Annotated in this window: 11 protein-coding genes; 3 read left to right on the top strand and 8 right to left on the bottom strand. The window is 68.2% G+C overall.

The genetic code is table 11. The annotated features are described in order from the left end of the window. Nucleotides 1-67 precede the first annotated feature (67 nt). A complete protein-coding gene (locus J9885_RS00830) occupies nt 68-472 on the top strand; it encodes a hypothetical protein (RefSeq protein WP_210547787.1) in 405 nt (134 codons plus the stop codon). Between the two features lie 7 nt (nt 473-479). On the opposite strand, the gene dmeF is transcribed toward J9885_RS00830, so the two are convergent. Further along, nucleotides 480-1,436, bottom strand: coding sequence for a CDF family Co(II)/Ni(II) efflux transporter DmeF (gene dmeF / locus J9885_RS00825; RefSeq protein WP_210547786.1), 957 nt, complete (start codon nt 1,434-1,436; stop codon nt 480-482). A gap of 71 nt (nt 1,437-1,507) precedes the next feature. Here dmeF and J9885_RS00820 point away from each other — a divergent pair, with 71 nt between their 5' ends. Continuing rightward, nucleotides 1,508-1,783, top strand: a complete 276-nt coding sequence (locus J9885_RS00820) for a metal/formaldehyde-sensitive transcriptional repressor (protein ID WP_210547785.1) — start codon at nt 1,508-1,510, stop codon at nt 1,781-1,783. 28 nt (nt 1,784-1,811) lie between these two features. Here J9885_RS00820 and bcsC read toward each other — a convergent pair whose 3' ends face one another. From bcsC to bcsG, 7 genes are read right to left on the bottom strand one after another with little or no spacing between them, the layout of a single operon-like run. Beyond that, nucleotides 1,812-5,255 (bottom strand): cellulose synthase complex outer membrane protein BcsC, encoded by a 3,444-nt coding sequence (gene bcsC / locus J9885_RS00815; RefSeq protein ID WP_210547784.1) that lies wholly within the window; start codon nt 5,253-5,255, stop codon nt 1,812-1,814. After that, complete coding sequence (gene bcsZ, locus J9885_RS00810) at nt 5,240-6,349, bottom strand: cellulose synthase complex periplasmic endoglucanase BcsZ (RefSeq protein WP_246876764.1); 1,110 nt, start codon at nt 6,347-6,349, stop codon at nt 5,240-5,242. Before bcsZ ends, bcsC begins: the two co-directional genes overlap by 16 nt. Nucleotides 6,350-6,352: 3 nt before the next feature. Further along, a complete protein-coding gene (gene bcsB, locus J9885_RS00805; RefSeq protein ID WP_246876763.1) occupies nt 6,353-8,575 on the bottom strand; it encodes a cellulose biosynthesis cyclic di-GMP-binding regulatory protein BcsB in 2,223 nt (740 codons plus the stop codon). Then, nucleotides 8,575-11,130 carry a UDP-forming cellulose synthase catalytic subunit gene (gene bcsA / locus J9885_RS00800; RefSeq protein ID WP_210547782.1) on the bottom strand — a complete coding sequence of 852 codons (2,556 nt, stop codon included), beginning with the start codon at nt 11,128-11,130 and terminating at the stop codon, nt 8,575-8,577. The genes bcsB and bcsA overlap by 1 nt, the downstream gene beginning before the upstream one ends. Further along, nucleotides 11,124-11,792: a cellulose biosynthesis protein BcsQ gene (gene bcsQ / locus J9885_RS00795; RefSeq protein ID WP_210547781.1), complete on the bottom strand. Its 669-nt coding sequence runs from the start codon at nt 11,790-11,792 to the stop codon at nt 11,124-11,126. The genes bcsA and bcsQ overlap by 7 nt, the downstream gene beginning before the upstream one ends. Beyond that, complete coding sequence (bcsR, locus tag J9885_RS00790) at nt 11,789-12,013, bottom strand: cellulose biosynthesis protein BcsR (RefSeq protein ID WP_210547780.1); 225 nt, start codon at nt 12,011-12,013, stop codon at nt 11,789-11,791. Before bcsR ends, bcsQ begins: the two co-directional genes overlap by 4 nt. Before the next feature lie 14 nt (nt 12,014-12,027). After that, nucleotides 12,028-13,674 (bottom strand): cellulose biosynthesis protein BcsG, encoded by a 1,647-nt coding sequence (gene bcsG, locus J9885_RS00785; RefSeq protein WP_134697084.1) that lies wholly within the window; start codon nt 13,672-13,674, stop codon nt 12,028-12,030. Nucleotides 13,675-14,070: 396 nt separating this feature from the next. Here bcsG and J9885_RS00780 point away from each other — a divergent pair, with 396 nt between their 5' ends. Next, nucleotides 14,071-15,267: an amino acid aminotransferase gene (locus J9885_RS00780; protein WP_210547779.1), complete on the top strand. Its 1,197-nt coding sequence runs from the start codon at nt 14,071-14,073 to the stop codon at nt 15,265-15,267. Nucleotides 15,268-15,287 lie beyond the last annotated feature (20 nt).

The raw sequence follows: 15,287 nt of genomic DNA, 5'->3' as shown, positions 1-15,287 counted from the left end.
AGCAGAGAGCGGGACGCATGCCAGAGAAACCGATGTCCAATCAACTGGATAGCAAGGAGCCATGGGGATGAAACGGATCGAGGAGCAGGCGAAACGGCTGGATCAGGAGTATCAGGAGATTGCCCAGCTGTTCGACCAATTCTGCCAGCAGGCCGGTGCGCTCGCCGAGCGCTACCACTTCTTCAGCTGGCCCGACTACGAGGAGAGCCCACCCCTTGCCCGCGCCTTCACCCTGCTGGGGGAGCCGCGAGAACTGAGGCTACGCTGCCAGCCCGGCGAGGGGGGCGCCCTGGCCGGCATCCTCCAGGTGTGCGACGAGGAGGGCACAGTCCACGCCAGGTTGGGCTTTCGCGCCGACGGCCACCTGCTGCTGGAGCCAGGCAGCCTGCTCGACGATCCGCCGGGGCTGCTGCTCAGGCTGATGCTGGGCTCCCTCTGGCAGGAGCCCGGGGACGGCGAGGGGGGGCGCTGACCCGGCCTCAGGCTTCGGCGATTTCGATGGTCAGGTGCACCAGCTCCTCGTGGATGGCGAGCCGATCGCGGATCGCCCGGGCCGGGAGCGGAGTGCCCATCTGCAGCGACAGCACGGCCGCATACTGCGCCTGACCCACTCGCCAGACGTGCAGATCGTGGATCTCGGCGTCAGGCAGCTCGGCAATGACCTCGCGGATCTCGTCCACCAGGGGCGCATCCATCTCCGCATCCAGCAGGACCCGGCCGGTGTCCCGCAGCAGACCGACGGCCCAGACCGCCACCAGGGCGGCCCCCACTATGCCCATCAGGGGATCCAGCCAGTCGGCCCCCCACAGCATGCCCCCCACCAGCGCCAGTATGGCCAGCACCGAGGTGGCCGCGTCCGCCAGCACGTGGAGATAGGCGGCGCGCAGGTTCAGATCCTGGTGGCCGTGATGATGATCATGGTCGTGGTGATGATCATCATGGTGGTCATGATGATGGCCATGGCCGTGCCCGTGATGGTGGCCGTGATCGTCCTTCAGCAGCCAGGCGCAGGCCAGGTTCACCAGCAGCCCCAGCAGGGCGATGCCGATCGCCTGCTGGTAGTGGATGGGGCTGGGATCCAGCAACCGGGCCAGCGACTCGAACAGCATCACCCCCGCCACCCCCACCAGCAGCAGAGCGCTGCTGAAGCCCCCCAGCACCTCTATCTTCCAGGTTCCGAAGCTGAACCTGTGGTCGCGGGCGAAGTGACGGGCGGCGCGATAGGCCAGCACCGAGAGGCCGAGCGCCAGCGCATGGGAGCTCATGTGCCAGCCGTCAGCCAGCAGTGCCATGGAGTTGTAGAACCAGCCGCCGCCGATCTCCGCCACCATCATGACGACGGTGAGCAGCACGGCCCAGCGGGTCTTCTGTTCTGCCAGCGGATTGCCTTCGTGCACGACGGGTTGATGGCAGTGGGACGAGACGGGGGATGACATGGATTTCTCCTGAAGCCGATGATGCAATATACTATACCCCAGTATAGTTTTATTGCGCGAGAGGATCCGCGATGTCACACACCATCCACGACAAGAAGAAGCTGCTGGCCAGAGTACGCCGCATCAAGGGCCAGACCGGGGCGCTGGAGAGCGCCCTTGAGCAGGGGAGCGACTGCGCCGCCATCCTGCAGCAGATCGCCGCCATCCGCGGGGCCGTCAACGGCCTGATGCTGGAGGTGCTGGAGGGGCACATGCGCGAACACCTGGGCGCGCCGGAGGCGACCCCGGCCGAGCGGCTGGAGGATCTGGATCAGGTGGTGCGGGTGCTGCGTTCCTATCTGAAATGAGGGCGCCCGGCGAGCTCGGGCGCCCCTGTCAGTCGAAGTCCGCGTAGGGGGTGAGGGGACGGGGCGGCATGTCGAGATCCCCCTGCCAGGGCTTGAAGGTGTAGCGCAGGAACAGGGTGGCATGGCTGGGGGCGTAGTCGTCCGCCTGCTGGATGTCCACCCGTCCACCGATGCGCCAGTGCTCGGTCAGACGATGCTCCACCACGGCGTTGAGGGTGTAGCCGAAGCCGCTGCTGCTGCCCCCCTCCACCGGTGCACTCCTGTCCGGCAGGCCGGTGGGCAGCAGCTCCGCCAGCGGGTAGCGGCGGCTGTCGTCGGTGCGGGAGCGGGACCAGGAACCCGAACCGCCCAGCTCCCAGGACCAGTCGGGCGTGCGCTGCCGGTAGCTGACCGGCACCGAGAGGGAGAAGTATCCCTGCGGGCTGTAGTAGCCCCCCTGCCCCAGGGTATAGCCGCTCAGATCCTGCTGGTAATGCCACAGCATGGTGTTGAGCCCCACGCTGACCCGGCGGTGGGTCTCGTTGACGAGCTTGTAATAGCCGCCTCCCATGAGCCGGGTGCGCCAGTTGTCCGGCACGTTCTTGCCGGTCAGCAGGTGCTGCTGGGCGCTGCCCCAGAAACCGACTGCGCCCCCCTGATCGTGGCTGAGATCGAGGCGGACCCCGTTCGCCCTCACCCCGCCCCAGCGGATACCCGTCCCCGGATCCACCGTCCCCCCGTAGGAGAGCAGCGAGCTGCTGACGGGCCGCCTGGAGAGGGTCATCCCCCACCCCAGCTCGCGCCAGTCGCCGGTCAGGGTGGCGCCGCCGACCCAGTCCACCACCTCGAACCCCAGAGGCGTGGTGCCGAGATCGAAGGCCCAGGCGCCCCGCTGCCAGCCCGCCGCCAGGGTTGTGCCCCGGCTCTGCTGGTGCTCCTGCCCACGGCAGTCCCGGGCGGCGCAGGTGCCGAACTCCTCCCGGTAGGGGGAGTCCGGCAGCCGGCCCGCGTCCATGTCCACCAGCTCCAGCCGGCCGAAGGCGGTGCCGCCGGCCAGGGGGGTGTCCAGCTGCGCCATCTGGGTCAGGGCGCGCAGATCGGAGAGCCCCCCGGTGCCGCTGGAGCCCCAGTAGTCGCTGTCGAGGGACACCGTGGTCTGGCTCTGCCGGTAATGCTTGTCCAGATCGCTGCGCAAGCCTGACGCCAGCCACCCCTCTCCGTCACGGCTCTGGGCCAGCCGGGTCAGCTCGCCCCCGTCCAGATCCTCGCGGGGGGCGAGGCCCGCAGCCACCAGTCCCTTGCGATCCCGCACCAGGGCCCCCTCGGAGTCCTGGGCCGCGAAGCGCTGGCGCGCGGCATCGCGCCAGAACAGGGCCGTCTGCTGGGACGCCGGTTGTGACGCGACCAGGGGCTCGTAGGCCACGAAGATGGCCTCGGCCGTCTCCTCCTCCCCCAGCCCCTGATAGAGGTTCGCCACCCGGCGGTAGTAGTTGAATTCATCCTCGGGCAGCGGGCTGACAGGCCAGGCCGGCAACCACTGGCGGGCCTGGGTCCTGTCCCCCCTGGCCAGGGCCAGCTCGGCCAGGCCAAGCCGGGCCTCCGGCTGCCGGGGCGTGCGGGCCAGCACCTGGCGGTAATACTCCTCGGCCCGGGCCCACTCTTTCCGCCCGGCGGCCCACTCCGCCAGGGTCAGGGTCACGGCGTCATCGGGCTGCAGCGGCTGGAGCAGCCGCTCCGCCCCCGCATCATCCCCGGCCTCGTGGCGCGCCCTCGCCTGGGCGAGCACTTCGTCACGGGCGAGGCGCTGATCCAGCTCGCGCATCTCTGGGCTCCACCCCGCACGGGGGGCGGCGGCCAGCACGCCTCTCGCCTCTGCACCCTTCTCCTGCCCCGAGAGGTAGAGGGCGGTGGCGTAGCGCAGGGCGGCATCCTGGGGTCGCGCCGCCAGTTGCTCCCGCAAGAGGCGCTCCCCGCTCCCCGCCTCTCCGAGACGAGCCCGGGTGTCGGCGACCCGGTAGGCCAGCCAGGTCTCCTCCGGCGTCAGCGCCAGGGCCTGTTCCCGCAGGCGCAGGGCCTCCTGCAGCTTGCCAGCCCGATCCAGCTGGTCGGCCTCGTCCTGCAGCAGATCGGCCTTGAGCCGCCGCCCTTCGGCCTGCATCCCGGGGGTACCCTGCTGCGCCAGCAGGGCCAGGGCCCGCGACGGGTCCTGCTCCTTGTAGAGATCGAACAGCCGGGCCAGGGCCCGCTCCCTGGCCCCCTTCATGGCGAGTGCCTTGCGATAGGCGGTCTCGGCCTCGGCCTCGTGCTGACGGCCCAGCTCGCTGTCCCCCAGGCCAAGCCAGGCCTCGGGCTCCTGGCCGTCCTGGGCGATGGCGCGCCGATACAGGGTCGCGGCCTCCCCCCACTGTTCGCGCTCGAGGGCGCTGCGCCCCTGGCTCACCAGCAGCCAGTAACGGTTGGTCGCCAACAGGCTGCGCCATTTGTCCTTGTCGGTGACATCGGGGTTTGCCAGCACCCGTTCGAACTGGGCAATGGCCAGCGCCCGCTGATCGTTGCGGGAGTAGGCCTGCCCCAGGGCCCCCATCAGCTCGGGATCGTCCGGGTTCGCGGCCAGGGCCCGCCGCAGCTGGGCGACGGAGGCCTTGCCCCCCTCGTTGCTTGCCAGGGCCTGCTGGCGCGATCGGTAGGCCGGCGACGCCCACATCGCCTCCTGCTCGGCGAGCAGCGCCATGCCCTGCTGCGCCTCCGTGCCCGTGCCGAAGGCCGCGACATAGTGCTGCAACTCGGCCAGGCTCCGGGGCCCGACGGGCAGCTCCTTGATGCTGGTCAGCCAGATGTCGGCGGCGTCGTCGCGTTCGTAGTCACTCCTGGCCATCTGCTGCAGCAGCCTCCTCGCCTCCGGCCAGCGGCCATCGGCGAGGTAGCTGCGGGCCAGTCTGGCCCGCACCCCGGGGTGACCCGGGTAGAGGCGGTTCAACTCCTCCAGCGCCGCCATCCCCCTGGCCCGCTGGCCGGGCAGGCGCAGCTGCAGGGCCGCGTATTCGCTCGCTACTTCCAGGTTGGGGGCCATGCCATCCACGAACAGGGTGCGGTAGAGCTTCTCCCCCTCCTCCAGCCGGCCGGCGCTGACCAGCAGCCGCGCCTGCTGCAGCTGCTGGCGTTGCGCCGCATTGTTCATCGCCAGGTTCGCCATCCCCAGGCGATAGAGGCGCGAGTCCGGCGCCAGCTTGCCGAGCCTCCCGAGCAGCGCCTCGGCCTCCTTGACCTTGCCGCTGCGCAGGGCCTGACGGGCCTGGGCCGCCAGCAGCTCGGGATGATCCGGGTCCACCAGCGAGAGGGAGTAGAGGGCGTTGCTGACCAGGTCCTCCCGGCCGGTCGCCTCCCCGAGGCGCACGCGCTCCAGCAGGGACGAGACGGGTTCGACGGCGGCCTGGGCCAGGTTGCCGCTCACCAGGACGGCGAGCAGGCAACCCAGGGTCAATCGGTTTGACATGATTCACTCCAGCGGGGTTGCAGGGTGCCATCCTCGGCGAAGCGATAGCGGCCCTGATCCCAGCCGGCGCCGAACAGGGTCAGCACGCTGCCATAGTAGGCGTCGCGCCGCACCCCTTGCCGCTTGACCTGCTCGCGCAGCGTCTCCAGAGTCGGCTGTCCCTGCGACAGGGGGAGCAGGGCGGCGGAGAACCCGGACGGCCCTTGCCCCTGGCTCAGCCCCGTCTGGCTGTCGACCCGCTCGGGCACGGCGCCGAGTTCGGCGATCCTGGCCTGCATGGGCGCAAAATGGGCCACCAGCGCCCCCTTGGCGGGGTCCTTGTCGCTCAGCATGCCGAGCCAGAGATAGACGCGAATGGCGTCATAGCTGCCCTGGGGGCCCTTGCCGGCCGTGGTCTGCCACCCTGCTCCCGCTTGCCAGTCCACCCAGTCGGGGGAGAAGCCCCGGGGCGCGCTCTCGCGCAGCAGGCGTGGCAGCAGGGTTCGCATCTCGGCCCAGGGCCCCTTGAGGGAGGCAAAGCGGGCCAGCAGTTGGGGGGGCAGGTAACTCGGGTTCAGGGTCCAGCGCCCCTCCCCCTCATAGCCTTTCGCCCCGGGCAGCAGCACGGGTCCGAGGCCAGGCAGGGTGGCGACCTCTTCCCTGGCGATGCGGCGCAGCAGCAGGGTGCCGATGGCCGAGTAGCTGTGGTTGTCCCACAGGCGCCCCGCCTCGAGCAGGTTGTACGCTATCCAGAGATCCGAGTCTGCGGCGCTGTTCTCGTCCAGCACGCCCCAGCTGCCGTCCTCCCGCTCGCCCCAGAGCCAGGATGGCAGGAAGCCGGTCAGATCCCCGCGGGCGAGCTGGCGCTCGGTCCAGTCCAGCAGGCGGGCGAAGGTCTCCCTGTCGTCGTTGACCAGGGCGAAGAAGAGGCCGTAGCTCTGCCCCTCCGAGGTGGTGATGCGGCGCCCGTCGGCAGGATCGATGACCCTGCCCTCCTCGCTGATGTAGTGCTCGCGGAAATGATCCCACTCCGGCCACTGGCAGGCGGCCAGGGCCGGCAGGGAACACAGGGCCCAGAGCAGCAGGGCCCCACAGACATTCTTCATCTGAGTCATCTCTTAGTCTTCCTTCAGACGGCGACGGCTGGCGCTGGCGAGCAGCACCCTCAGGCCCCAGCCCAGCGCCAGCATGCAGATCAGGGTCAGCACGGCGAGGCGCAGCGGATAGCGGGCGAACAGCTGCCAGAGGCGCTCCCACCACGGCAGATAGCCCACCTCGTAACGATCCCCCACCTCCAGGCTCTTCACCCCGGACTCCCGGATGATGCTCACCGAGCCCGCGACCTTGTCTCGCTGCGCGGGGTTTTGCAGGGTGTCGTTGAGCAGCTTGACCCCAGCCGGCCCGTCCGCCAGCAGGGCCACCAGGCTGCGCTGATCGTGGGTCGGCGATTGCAGGCCGAGGATGACGGCGATGGCCCGGTTGCCCGTCATCCCCACCCGGGCCTGGGGCTCGCGGTCGGCCATGGTGTGGAGCAGATCCCCCTGGTGCTGGCGTGCGGGCTGGTTGACCCAGGAGCGCGTGGCCTGCAGCAGGGCATCCGGCTCCACATCCCGCCGGAACTCCTCGGGCAGGGTGCCGATGAGCAGGGTGTCCAGATCGGCGGTGCGCGCCTGCTCCCAGTCATCCAGGATCCGCAGGGAGAGGGCCGGGTAGCCGGTCTCGGCCCCGATGGCGCCCAGAGTGTCGAGCAAAGTGGTGATCTGCTCAGGGTGGGGTCTGGCGGGCATGACCACCTGGGTGTCGGCGAGATCCGCCATCCGGCTGAACGGGAAGCCCGCATAGGAGAATGCCTTGAGGTTGGGCATCTCGATGAAGTGGCGATAGCCGCTGAAGTCGATGGTGGAGCCGTCGTCGATGCGCACCTGATGGGCGGGCGGCATCACCAGATCGCAGCGACCGTCCGCCGAGCCGCCCATGGCGTACTGGGCATACTCGAAAGCGAAGCTCAGGCTGTTGGCCTGTGTGGTCTTGAGACCTGGCATGCGCAGGGTCGTGGCGTCGTCGTCCGCGGCGAACCAGAGCGGCAGGGTGAGCCACTGCTCACTCTTCACCTCGCCCGGCTCGAGGGGGTAGGACTTCATGAACTGGCCGTTGACCGCCACATCCAGCCGGGAGCCGTCCCGCAGAGTCGGCGAGGAGTAGTGGTACTTGAGGTTGGCCTTGATGCCGCGCTCACCCATCAGATAGAGATCCGGCGGCAGGCGCAGGGTCAGGTTCATGGGCCAGAGGCGACGACCGGTGGCCTGCAGCTGGTTCGGGTAGTCCATCAGCTCGTCGAAGCGCGTCGGCCGATCGAGGCGCACCCAGTTCGGCGCGTCGTATGGCTGGCGGGGCGCCAGGGGCTTCACCTCGTCCACCTGTACGCTCTGGCCGCGCAGCAGCACCTCACCCCGGGCCAGCCCCGTGGCTGCGGTCAGCAGATCCTGCTGATCCCGCCCCAGGATCAGCAGCAGCTTCACATAGGGGTTGTCGGGGGAGCTGATCATGTCGATGGTCGGCCCCTTGACCTCGGGATAGTCCGCCAGGAAATCCGGGCGAGCGTCGTTGGTGGCGAAGATCACCCCGTTTCGCTCGGGCAGCCGGTTGATGAGCACCGGGAAGTGCTGCCCCCGCCACTGCGCCCTGGTGCCGAACCAGGAGGCCAGCACGGCTGCCGCCTGCTGCTGTTCGAGGGGCACGTCGCCGGTGAACACCATGGGCAGGATCAGCTTGCCGTCGTCACGGACGTCGAGGAACGGCATGGGGAAGAAGGAGAGCTCGTTGCGCACCGGCAGGGTCTGCAGCTCAAGGGTCAGCTTGCTGTCCCGGTTCACGTTGAGCCAGAGGGTATCGCTCGCCGGGTTCTCGCACACCTGCTGGTAGTGGCCGACGAAGCTCACCTTGAGCCGGTTGAAGTCCTTGGCGTAGCGCGGATCCAGCTCGATGCGGGCATGGGTGCGCGCCCCCATCTGCTCCCGGGTCAGGGCGGTCACCCCCATCAGCTCGTCATTGAGGTAGACCTTGACCTGGGAGATGAGCGGCAGCAGGGAGGGCGAAGGCGTGAAGTCGAGGTCCAGCGTGGCCCCGGTGACCACCTCGTCGCGCCGCACGGTGAAGTCCGCCTGACCGTCCGGGACATTGCCGCGCAGGGACAGGGTGCCCGGTGACGAGGACATCTGCTCGAAACTCAGAGACAGGTTGCGCACCGGTGCGGACACCGGCGCCAGGGGACCGGTGGCCTCGGCGGCCGCCGCCCCCTGCGCCATCAGCAGGAGAGGGATAAGGTAGCGTTGTGGTTTCATCATCCTTTCACTGTCTGTGTGGTCGGAGCCCCGGACCGGAAATCCGGCGAGACGCGACGAGGAACGAAGGAGAGCAGCCAGCGAGCCAGCTTCTCGAGGAGAATGCAGATGCACCCGAGGGGGGAGGTACGGAGCAGGCGCCAGTAGGCCCCCCACCCCAGCAGCGTGATGTCGAGCAGGCTGTGGAGCGGGCGATCCTTGCCCAGGCGCTGCTGCCACAGAGACCAGGTGTCGGCCCGGGCAAAGGTGCACTGGATGAAGGCGACGTGCTGCCCCTGATCCATGGGGGCCAGCTCCAGCCCCAGCTTGCAGCCGAACGCCCGCTGCACCTTGGCGGCGAACGCCTGCTCCCGCTGGTCATGGCGCAGCAGCAGCCAGACCTGCTCCTTGGGGGCCAGCGGCAGTGGGGTCTCGAGCAGGATGCCGACCCCGCCGTTGGAGTAGTCCTTGACGGTGCAGGGGTAGAGGTGGCCGTTGGCCAGCTTGATGGCCGCCGGCATCACCATCTCCACCCGCGGGTTCGCGCGCACCTGGCGCGACTCGAACGCTACCGCCAGCGCCCCGCCCAGTATGGTCATGTTGTAGAGGGCCCACAGCATGCTGAGGATCAGGGTCGGCACCTCGTCCGCCGGCCCCGTCGCGATGCGCCAGATACCGAACCCCAGCCCGCACAGGTTGAGCAGGATCAGCAGCAGATAGGGGCGGGAGACGGCGAGATCCAGGAACACCTCCTCCGTCATGCCCCCCTTGGCGGTCACGTTGAACTTGCCCTTGTGGGGGGCGAACAGCGCCACCGTGGTCGGCCGAGCGATGTACCAGGCCAGCACCGTCTCGTAGACCTCCCCCCAGAAGGAGTGGCGCACCTTGCCCTGCAGCCGGGAGTTGGTCAGGGCGCTGTGGAAGATGTGCGGCAGCATATAAAGCGCAATGGCCGCCGCCGGCGCGTAGATGATGTAGGCGTGCAGGATGAGGAAGGCGAGCGGCGCGGTCAGGAAGATGAGGCGCGGGATCCCCGACAGGAAGTGCAGCATGGCGTTGAAGTAGCAGAGCCGCTGCCCCAGGTTCAGCCCCTTGCCGAACAGGGGGTTGTCCAGGCGCAGGATCTGCACCATGCCCCGCGCCCAGCGGATGCGCTGGCCGATATGGGCCGACAGGCTCTCGGTGGCGAGCCCCGCCGCCAGCGGGATCCGGATGTAGGCCGAGGTGTAGCCGAGGCGATGCAGCCGCAGGGAGGTGTGGGCATCCTCGGTGACCGTCTCCACCGCGATGCCGCCGATCTCGTCCAGGGCCGAGCGCTTGATGACGGCGCAGGAGCCGCAGAAGAAGCTGGCGTCCCACATGTCGTTGCCATCCTGCACCAGACCGTAGAAGAGCGCCCCCTCGTTCGGCATCTTGCGAAACCGCTGCAGGTTGTGCTCGAACGGATCGGCAGAGAAGAAGTGGTGGGGGGTCTGCACCACCCCCAGCTTGGGATCCCGGTAGAACCAGCCCACCGTCATCTGCAGGAAGGATCGGGTGGGCAGGTGGTCGCAGTCGAAGATGGCGACCAGATCCCCGCTGGCCATCTTGAGGGCGTGGTTGATGTTGCCCGCCTTGGCGTGCTCGTGGGTCGGCCGCGCCACGTAGCGGATCCCCGCCTCCTCGGCGAAGTCGCGAAACGCCGCGCGATCCCCGTCGTCCAGCAGCCAGATGGTGAGCTTGTCGGCGGGCCAGTCGAGCCCCATGGCGGCGTAGACGGTGCCCTTGACGATGGCGAGATCCTCGTTGTAGGTGGGGATCATCAGGTCCACCCTGGGCCACTGGGCCGGATCCGCCGGCAAGGGTGCCGGGGGGCGGTGCAGGGGCCAGGCGGTCTGCCAGTAGCCAAGCAGCAGCACCACCCAGGCATAGGTCTCGGCGGCCAGCAGCAAGAGGCCGCAGGCCAGGCTGACGGGGTCGAACCAGTCCAGGGTGGAGGTGTAGCGCCACCAGATGTAGCGGCAGGAGACGGTGAGGGAGAGCACCATCATCATCAGCATGGGGTAGCGGCCCGGCACGGCGCGAAGGACAAAGGCCATCCCCATCAGCACGATGACGAACATCAGCTGGGCCTCCAGGGTAAACGGCTGGGTGACACAGAGCAGGGAGAGGGCGCCGGCGACCACACAGAGCAGCACGCTCTTCCAGCGCGCCTCCCTGGGAGTGGCCCTGGCCGCCGCCAGTCCCCTCTCCTCCTGCTGGATCAGGAAGGCGCCCAGGGCCTGAGTCCCCCACTGCCAGAGCCGCTGCCAGGAGGCGGGCCAGCGCAGGGGAACCGGCTTGGGACGGCGCACTAGCATCCAGAGACTCTGCAAGAGGATCCGCACGGGATCCCCTGCCCTGGGGCGCGTCAGATGGGGATAAAGGCCGCGGGCATTGCCCAGCACCCATTGCCAGCCAGGGCGCTCCAGGGGGAAGAGGGTCCAGGCCAGCAGCCAGCCCAGGGTCAGCGTGGCTGCCCCCAACCGGGAGCCACCGCGCTGGCGCAACTCGCGATACCGCTGCGAGCACCAGCGACTTGCCGCAGGCGTCAGCATGAGGTCTCGCCCCCTTCGCCCAGGCACCAGCTGGCCAGCGTCATCAGCTCGTGGGCGATCAGGCTGGCGGGGGCATGGCGCCCGACCGGCAGCTTGGCGGCCATGGCTTCGGCCATCGCCTCGTCCCGGTGCAGACGCAGGTTGAGCAGGGGTAGCCCGCCCGCCTGCCAGAGGTCCAGCAGATCCTGCTGCAGGGCCCTGCGGCTGGTGAACTGGGTCACCAGCAGGCGCTCGTCGGCCTCCCAGCGGTGGCGGTAAAGTCGCACATGGCAGTTGGCATCGGCGTTGACCACCAGCAGGCGCCGGCAGGGGAGGCCCGGCAGGCCCGTCGTGGGCACGTCCAGCAGCACCAGGTCATAGCCGGTGATGGCCGCGAGCCAGGGGCCCACCGACACCCCGGCCGCGCCGCCGTGGGGCAGCAGATCCAGCCCCTCTTCATAGCGGTAGAGCGCCGATGCCCACGCACTGGCAGGATCCGCCAGCCGGCTCCAACCCCGGGGATCGTCGTGGGGCAGGCCGAGGGGGATCCCGAGCAGGTTGTCCTGGCAGAGATCCACCGCCAGCACCCGGGCCCCCTGCTCCCTGGCCGCCAGCGCCAGACCGGCGACGATGGAGGTGGTCCCCACCCCACCGCGGATCCCCTGCAACGCGACCAGATTCATGCACACCTCCCCGGGGCCGGTGCATCCGGCCCCTTCACATCCAGCTCCGCCAGCAGCGGGAAACGCGCACGCAAGACGTTCAGGCGCTCACGAAACGCGATGTCCTGGTAGGAGAGGGTGACACCGAAGGCCTGCTGAACCATGGCCACGTCGCTCACCACGCCCCCCTCCACCGGCACGCCGAAGGGATCCTGTATTGCCTGCCGTCGCTCGTTCTGCATCGTCGCCTCCGACCTCATCGCGGATAGGGGACCCAGTCCCCCTGCCCCAGCTTGATCTGGTACTGGTTCTGGTATTCGATCACGACCGAGCCCTGGTTCTCCGACACCGAGGGGGTCGCCGGCAGGCCTCCCAGCAGGGCATCCCAGTCGATGCGCTCGCTGCCGAAGAGATCGCCGCTCACCAGGCGGGAGACCAGCTCGGAGATCGCCAGGAAGCTGCTGGGGGTGTCGATGGTGCGGGTCCCCTCGTGGGGGGCCCTTGTGCCGAGCAGGGCGACACCGACCGGCACCTGGGTAATGCTCGGGCTGGGGATGTCACGCAGACCCGCCATCTGCATCTTGTCACCGGCGAGTGCCGCACCGTGTTCCGGCACCACCACCACGGCCACCTTGCGGCCTGAACTCTCCAGCGCCGTCATGAAGTCATCCAGCTGATCCAGCAGGGCCTTGAGCCTGGCCTTGTAGGGAGCAATCTTGTGGTTGGCCGCATAGCGGTTGCCGTCGTGCAGGGCGATCAGGTTGAAGAAGGTCATGTTGCGCGCCGCCTGGCTCTTCTCCCGCTCGCTCAGCCAGCGCCCGAGCAGGGCGTCTGTGCGATAGATGGGCTCACCGTCGAAGGAGGCGAGGTCATGGGTCAGCCCCGCATTGCTCATGGGGGTGACATCCAGCCCGGCATACTCCTGCAATCCCTTGAGGTAGTTGCCGAAGGCCCCCGAGTGATCCATGGCCACCTGCTTGGCGAAGCCGAGCCGGGCCAGGTTCTCGAACAGCAGGCACTGGTTGGGGGCCGTCACATAGAGGTCCTGATGGCTGGTCTGCCCGCAGCTGGCCCGCAGCAGGCGGATGGAGCTGGGGCCGCTGTAGGAGGTGGCGGAGTTGAAGCGGTTGAAGCGGATGTCGAAATGGTGCCAGACCGGATGACCGGCCAGGCCGCTCGCCTCCACGTCGCTCCAGGCGAGGGAGCAGACATTGATGATGAGCACGTCGAAGGGAGTCGCCTGGGCAGGTAGCGCGCTCGGGAAGTGCACCAGCCTCTCCTGCTCCTCCCGGTAGAAGTCGGCGAGATAGGCGTTGAGGTTCTCGTTGGTCGGGGGCGCGCTCTGATCCAGCTGCTCGTCCATCGACACCACCGGCCGGGCGGGATCGGACTGGGACGCTGGGGCGCTGCTGGATGCCTGCAGATCCCGGGCGGCAGTGGCGTCCCCCATCAGGGGGGAGAGCCAGAGCCAGAGCAGGGTCAGCAGGATCCAGGGGGTGAAACGCAACCACTGGGCGATGAAGAGGTAAAGGGTCAGCATCACGAAGCCGGCGCCGACCATCTCCCAGTTGATGAAGCGCCCGAGCAGCTCCAGCCAGTAGTCCAGGGTGAAGGAGAAGACCTGGCTGCCCTGGGCACGGATGCTCTCCATCCCCGGCAGCCAGGTGTCGTGGTAGAAGATCCCCGCCCCTATGGGCAGCGCCAGCCAGTGCCGCAGGCGCCGCAGAGCCGTCCCCGGCAGGGGGAAGATCAGGAAGGCGGCGAACACCAGGTTGATCAGGGGATGAAAATTGAGGTAGCCCCCCCAGAGCAGGGCAAACTTGGCAAGGAAATAGCTGTTCCAGCCGCCCAGGCCATGCCAGCCCAGCCAGGGAGAAGCGGCGTCAGAGACGTGTCGAGTCATCGGCGATGAGTCACCTGTTGTCGTGGGCCCCTGCCAGGGGACCCGGGCACACTGCAAGCGTGGTCAGAATGGTAATCGGCTTATTATGCAACTAATCGATCGGGCCCGAAGGGCGCACCATGACCCGCAGATAACCGGATGATTGCCATACTCCACCGCCATTTCGCCTCGATATTATCCAAATGACCCCACAATAGGCACCCGGGACCACCAAAATGGGGGGGATCGACCGCCGAGGGGACCGCTTTCCCCTGGGCTCGAAAGACCACCTTGCACGACAACAATTGTCGCTCTCGTCGCCATCGCGAACAGCTTGAGGCCACCTCCGGATTGCGCCATGATAACGGCCCCGGCCCGTGGTCGGCCGAATTGGACAGTCAACTTCAAGGACCCCCCATGTTTGAACACGTCGATGCCTATGCTGGCGACCCCATACTCACGCTAGTCGAAACCTTCCACAAAGATACCCGCGAGCAGAAGGTGAACCTGGGGATCGGCCTCTATTACGACGAGCAGGGCCGCATCCCGCTGCTGGCGTCCGTACAGCAGGCCGAGGCCCAGCGTGCCGCCACCCCGGCCCCGCGCCCCTACCAGCCGATGGAAGGCGCCGCCAACTACCGCACCGCGGTGCAACACCTGCTGTTCGGTGCCGACCACGAGGCGGTCAGGGCCGGTCGCATCGCCACCATCCAGACCATCGGCGGCTCCGGCGCCCTGAAGATCGGCGCCGACCTGCTCAAGCGCTACTTCCCGACCTCCGAGGTCTGGGTCAGCAATCCCACCTGGGACAACCACAAGGCGATGTTCGAGGGCGCCGGCATCAAGGTGCACGACTACCCCTACTACGACGCGGCCACCGGCGGCGTGCAGTTTGACGCCATGATCGACTGCCTGAGCAGCCTGCCGGCGAAAAGCATCGTGCTGCTGCACCCCTGCTGCCACAACCCGACCGGGGTGGATCTCTCCCGCGCCCAGTGGGACCAGGTCATCACCCTGGTGGTGGAGAAGAACCTGATCCCCTTCATGGACATCGCCTATCAGGGCTTCGGTGACGGCCTGGAAGAGGATGCCTACGCCATTCGCGCCATGGTGGCCGCCGGCGTCAGCTTCTTCGTCAGCAACTCCTTCTCCAAGAACCTCTCCTTCTACGGCGAGCGCTGCGGCGGCCTGTCGGTCATCTGTCAGGATGCCGAAGAGGCGGGCCGGGTGCTGGGGCAGATGAAGGCCACCGTGCGCCGCAACTACTCCAGCCCCCCCACCCACGGCGGCCAGATCACCGCAGCGGTGATGAACGACGCCACCCTGCACGCCATGTGGGTCGACGAGGTGACCGAGATGCGCACCCGCATCAAGGCGATGCGCCAGAAGCTGTTCGAGGTGCTGAGCGCCAAGGTGCCGGGCCGCGACTTCAGCTACTTCATCACCCAGCGCGGCATGTTCAGCTACACCGGCTTCACGCCGGAGCAGGTGGACAGACTGCGCGAGGAGTTCGCCGTCTACCTGGTGCGCTCCGGCCGCATGTGCGTGGCGGGCCTCAACAGCCGCAACGTCGACTACGTGGCCGACGCCATGGCCGCCGTGCTCAAGGGCTAAGCCCGCAGCCCCGCTCAGGC

Source organism: Aeromonas sp. SrichE-2G (assembly GCF_017939565.1).
Classification (GTDB): Bacteria; Pseudomonadota; Gammaproteobacteria; order Enterobacterales; family Aeromonadaceae; genus Aeromonas; species Aeromonas taiwanensis.
This window is presented reverse-complemented; position numbering and strand designations above follow the sequence as displayed.

Excerpts from the sequence above, each read along its gene's own strand:
- J9885_RS00830 (WP_210547787.1), top strand. The coding sequence starts at position 68 with ATGAAACGGATCGAGGAGCAGGCGAAACGGCTGGATCAGGAGTATCAG.
- dmeF (WP_210547786.1), bottom strand. The coding sequence starts at position 1,436 with ATGTCATCCCCCGTCTCGTCCCACTGCCATCAACCCGTCGTGCACGAA.
- J9885_RS00820 (WP_210547785.1), top strand. The coding sequence starts at position 1,508 with ATGTCACACACCATCCACGACAAGAAGAAGCTGCTGGCCAGAGTACGC.
- bcsC (WP_210547784.1), bottom strand. The coding sequence starts at position 5,255 with ATGTCAAACCGATTGACCCTGGGTTGCCTGCTCGCCGTCCTGGTGAGC.
- bcsZ (WP_246876764.1), bottom strand. The coding sequence starts at position 6,349 with ATGACTCAGATGAAGAATGTCTGTGGGGCCCTGCTGCTCTGGGCCCTG.
- bcsB (WP_246876763.1), bottom strand. The coding sequence starts at position 8,575 with ATGAAACCACAACGCTACCTTATCCCTCTCCTGCTGATGGCGCAGGGG.
- bcsA (WP_210547782.1), bottom strand. The coding sequence starts at position 11,130 with ATGCTGACGCCTGCGGCAAGTCGCTGGTGCTCGCAGCGGTATCGCGAG.
- bcsQ (WP_210547781.1), bottom strand. The coding sequence starts at position 11,792 with ATGAATCTGGTCGCGTTGCAGGGGATCCGCGGTGGGGTGGGGACCACC.
- bcsR (WP_210547780.1), bottom strand. The coding sequence starts at position 12,013 with ATGCAGAACGAGCGACGGCAGGCAATACAGGATCCCTTCGGCGTGCCG.
- bcsG (WP_134697084.1), bottom strand. The coding sequence starts at position 13,674 with ATGACTCGACACGTCTCTGACGCCGCTTCTCCCTGGCTGGGCTGGCAT.
- J9885_RS00780 (WP_210547779.1), top strand. The coding sequence starts at position 14,071 with ATGTTTGAACACGTCGATGCCTATGCTGGCGACCCCATACTCACGCTA.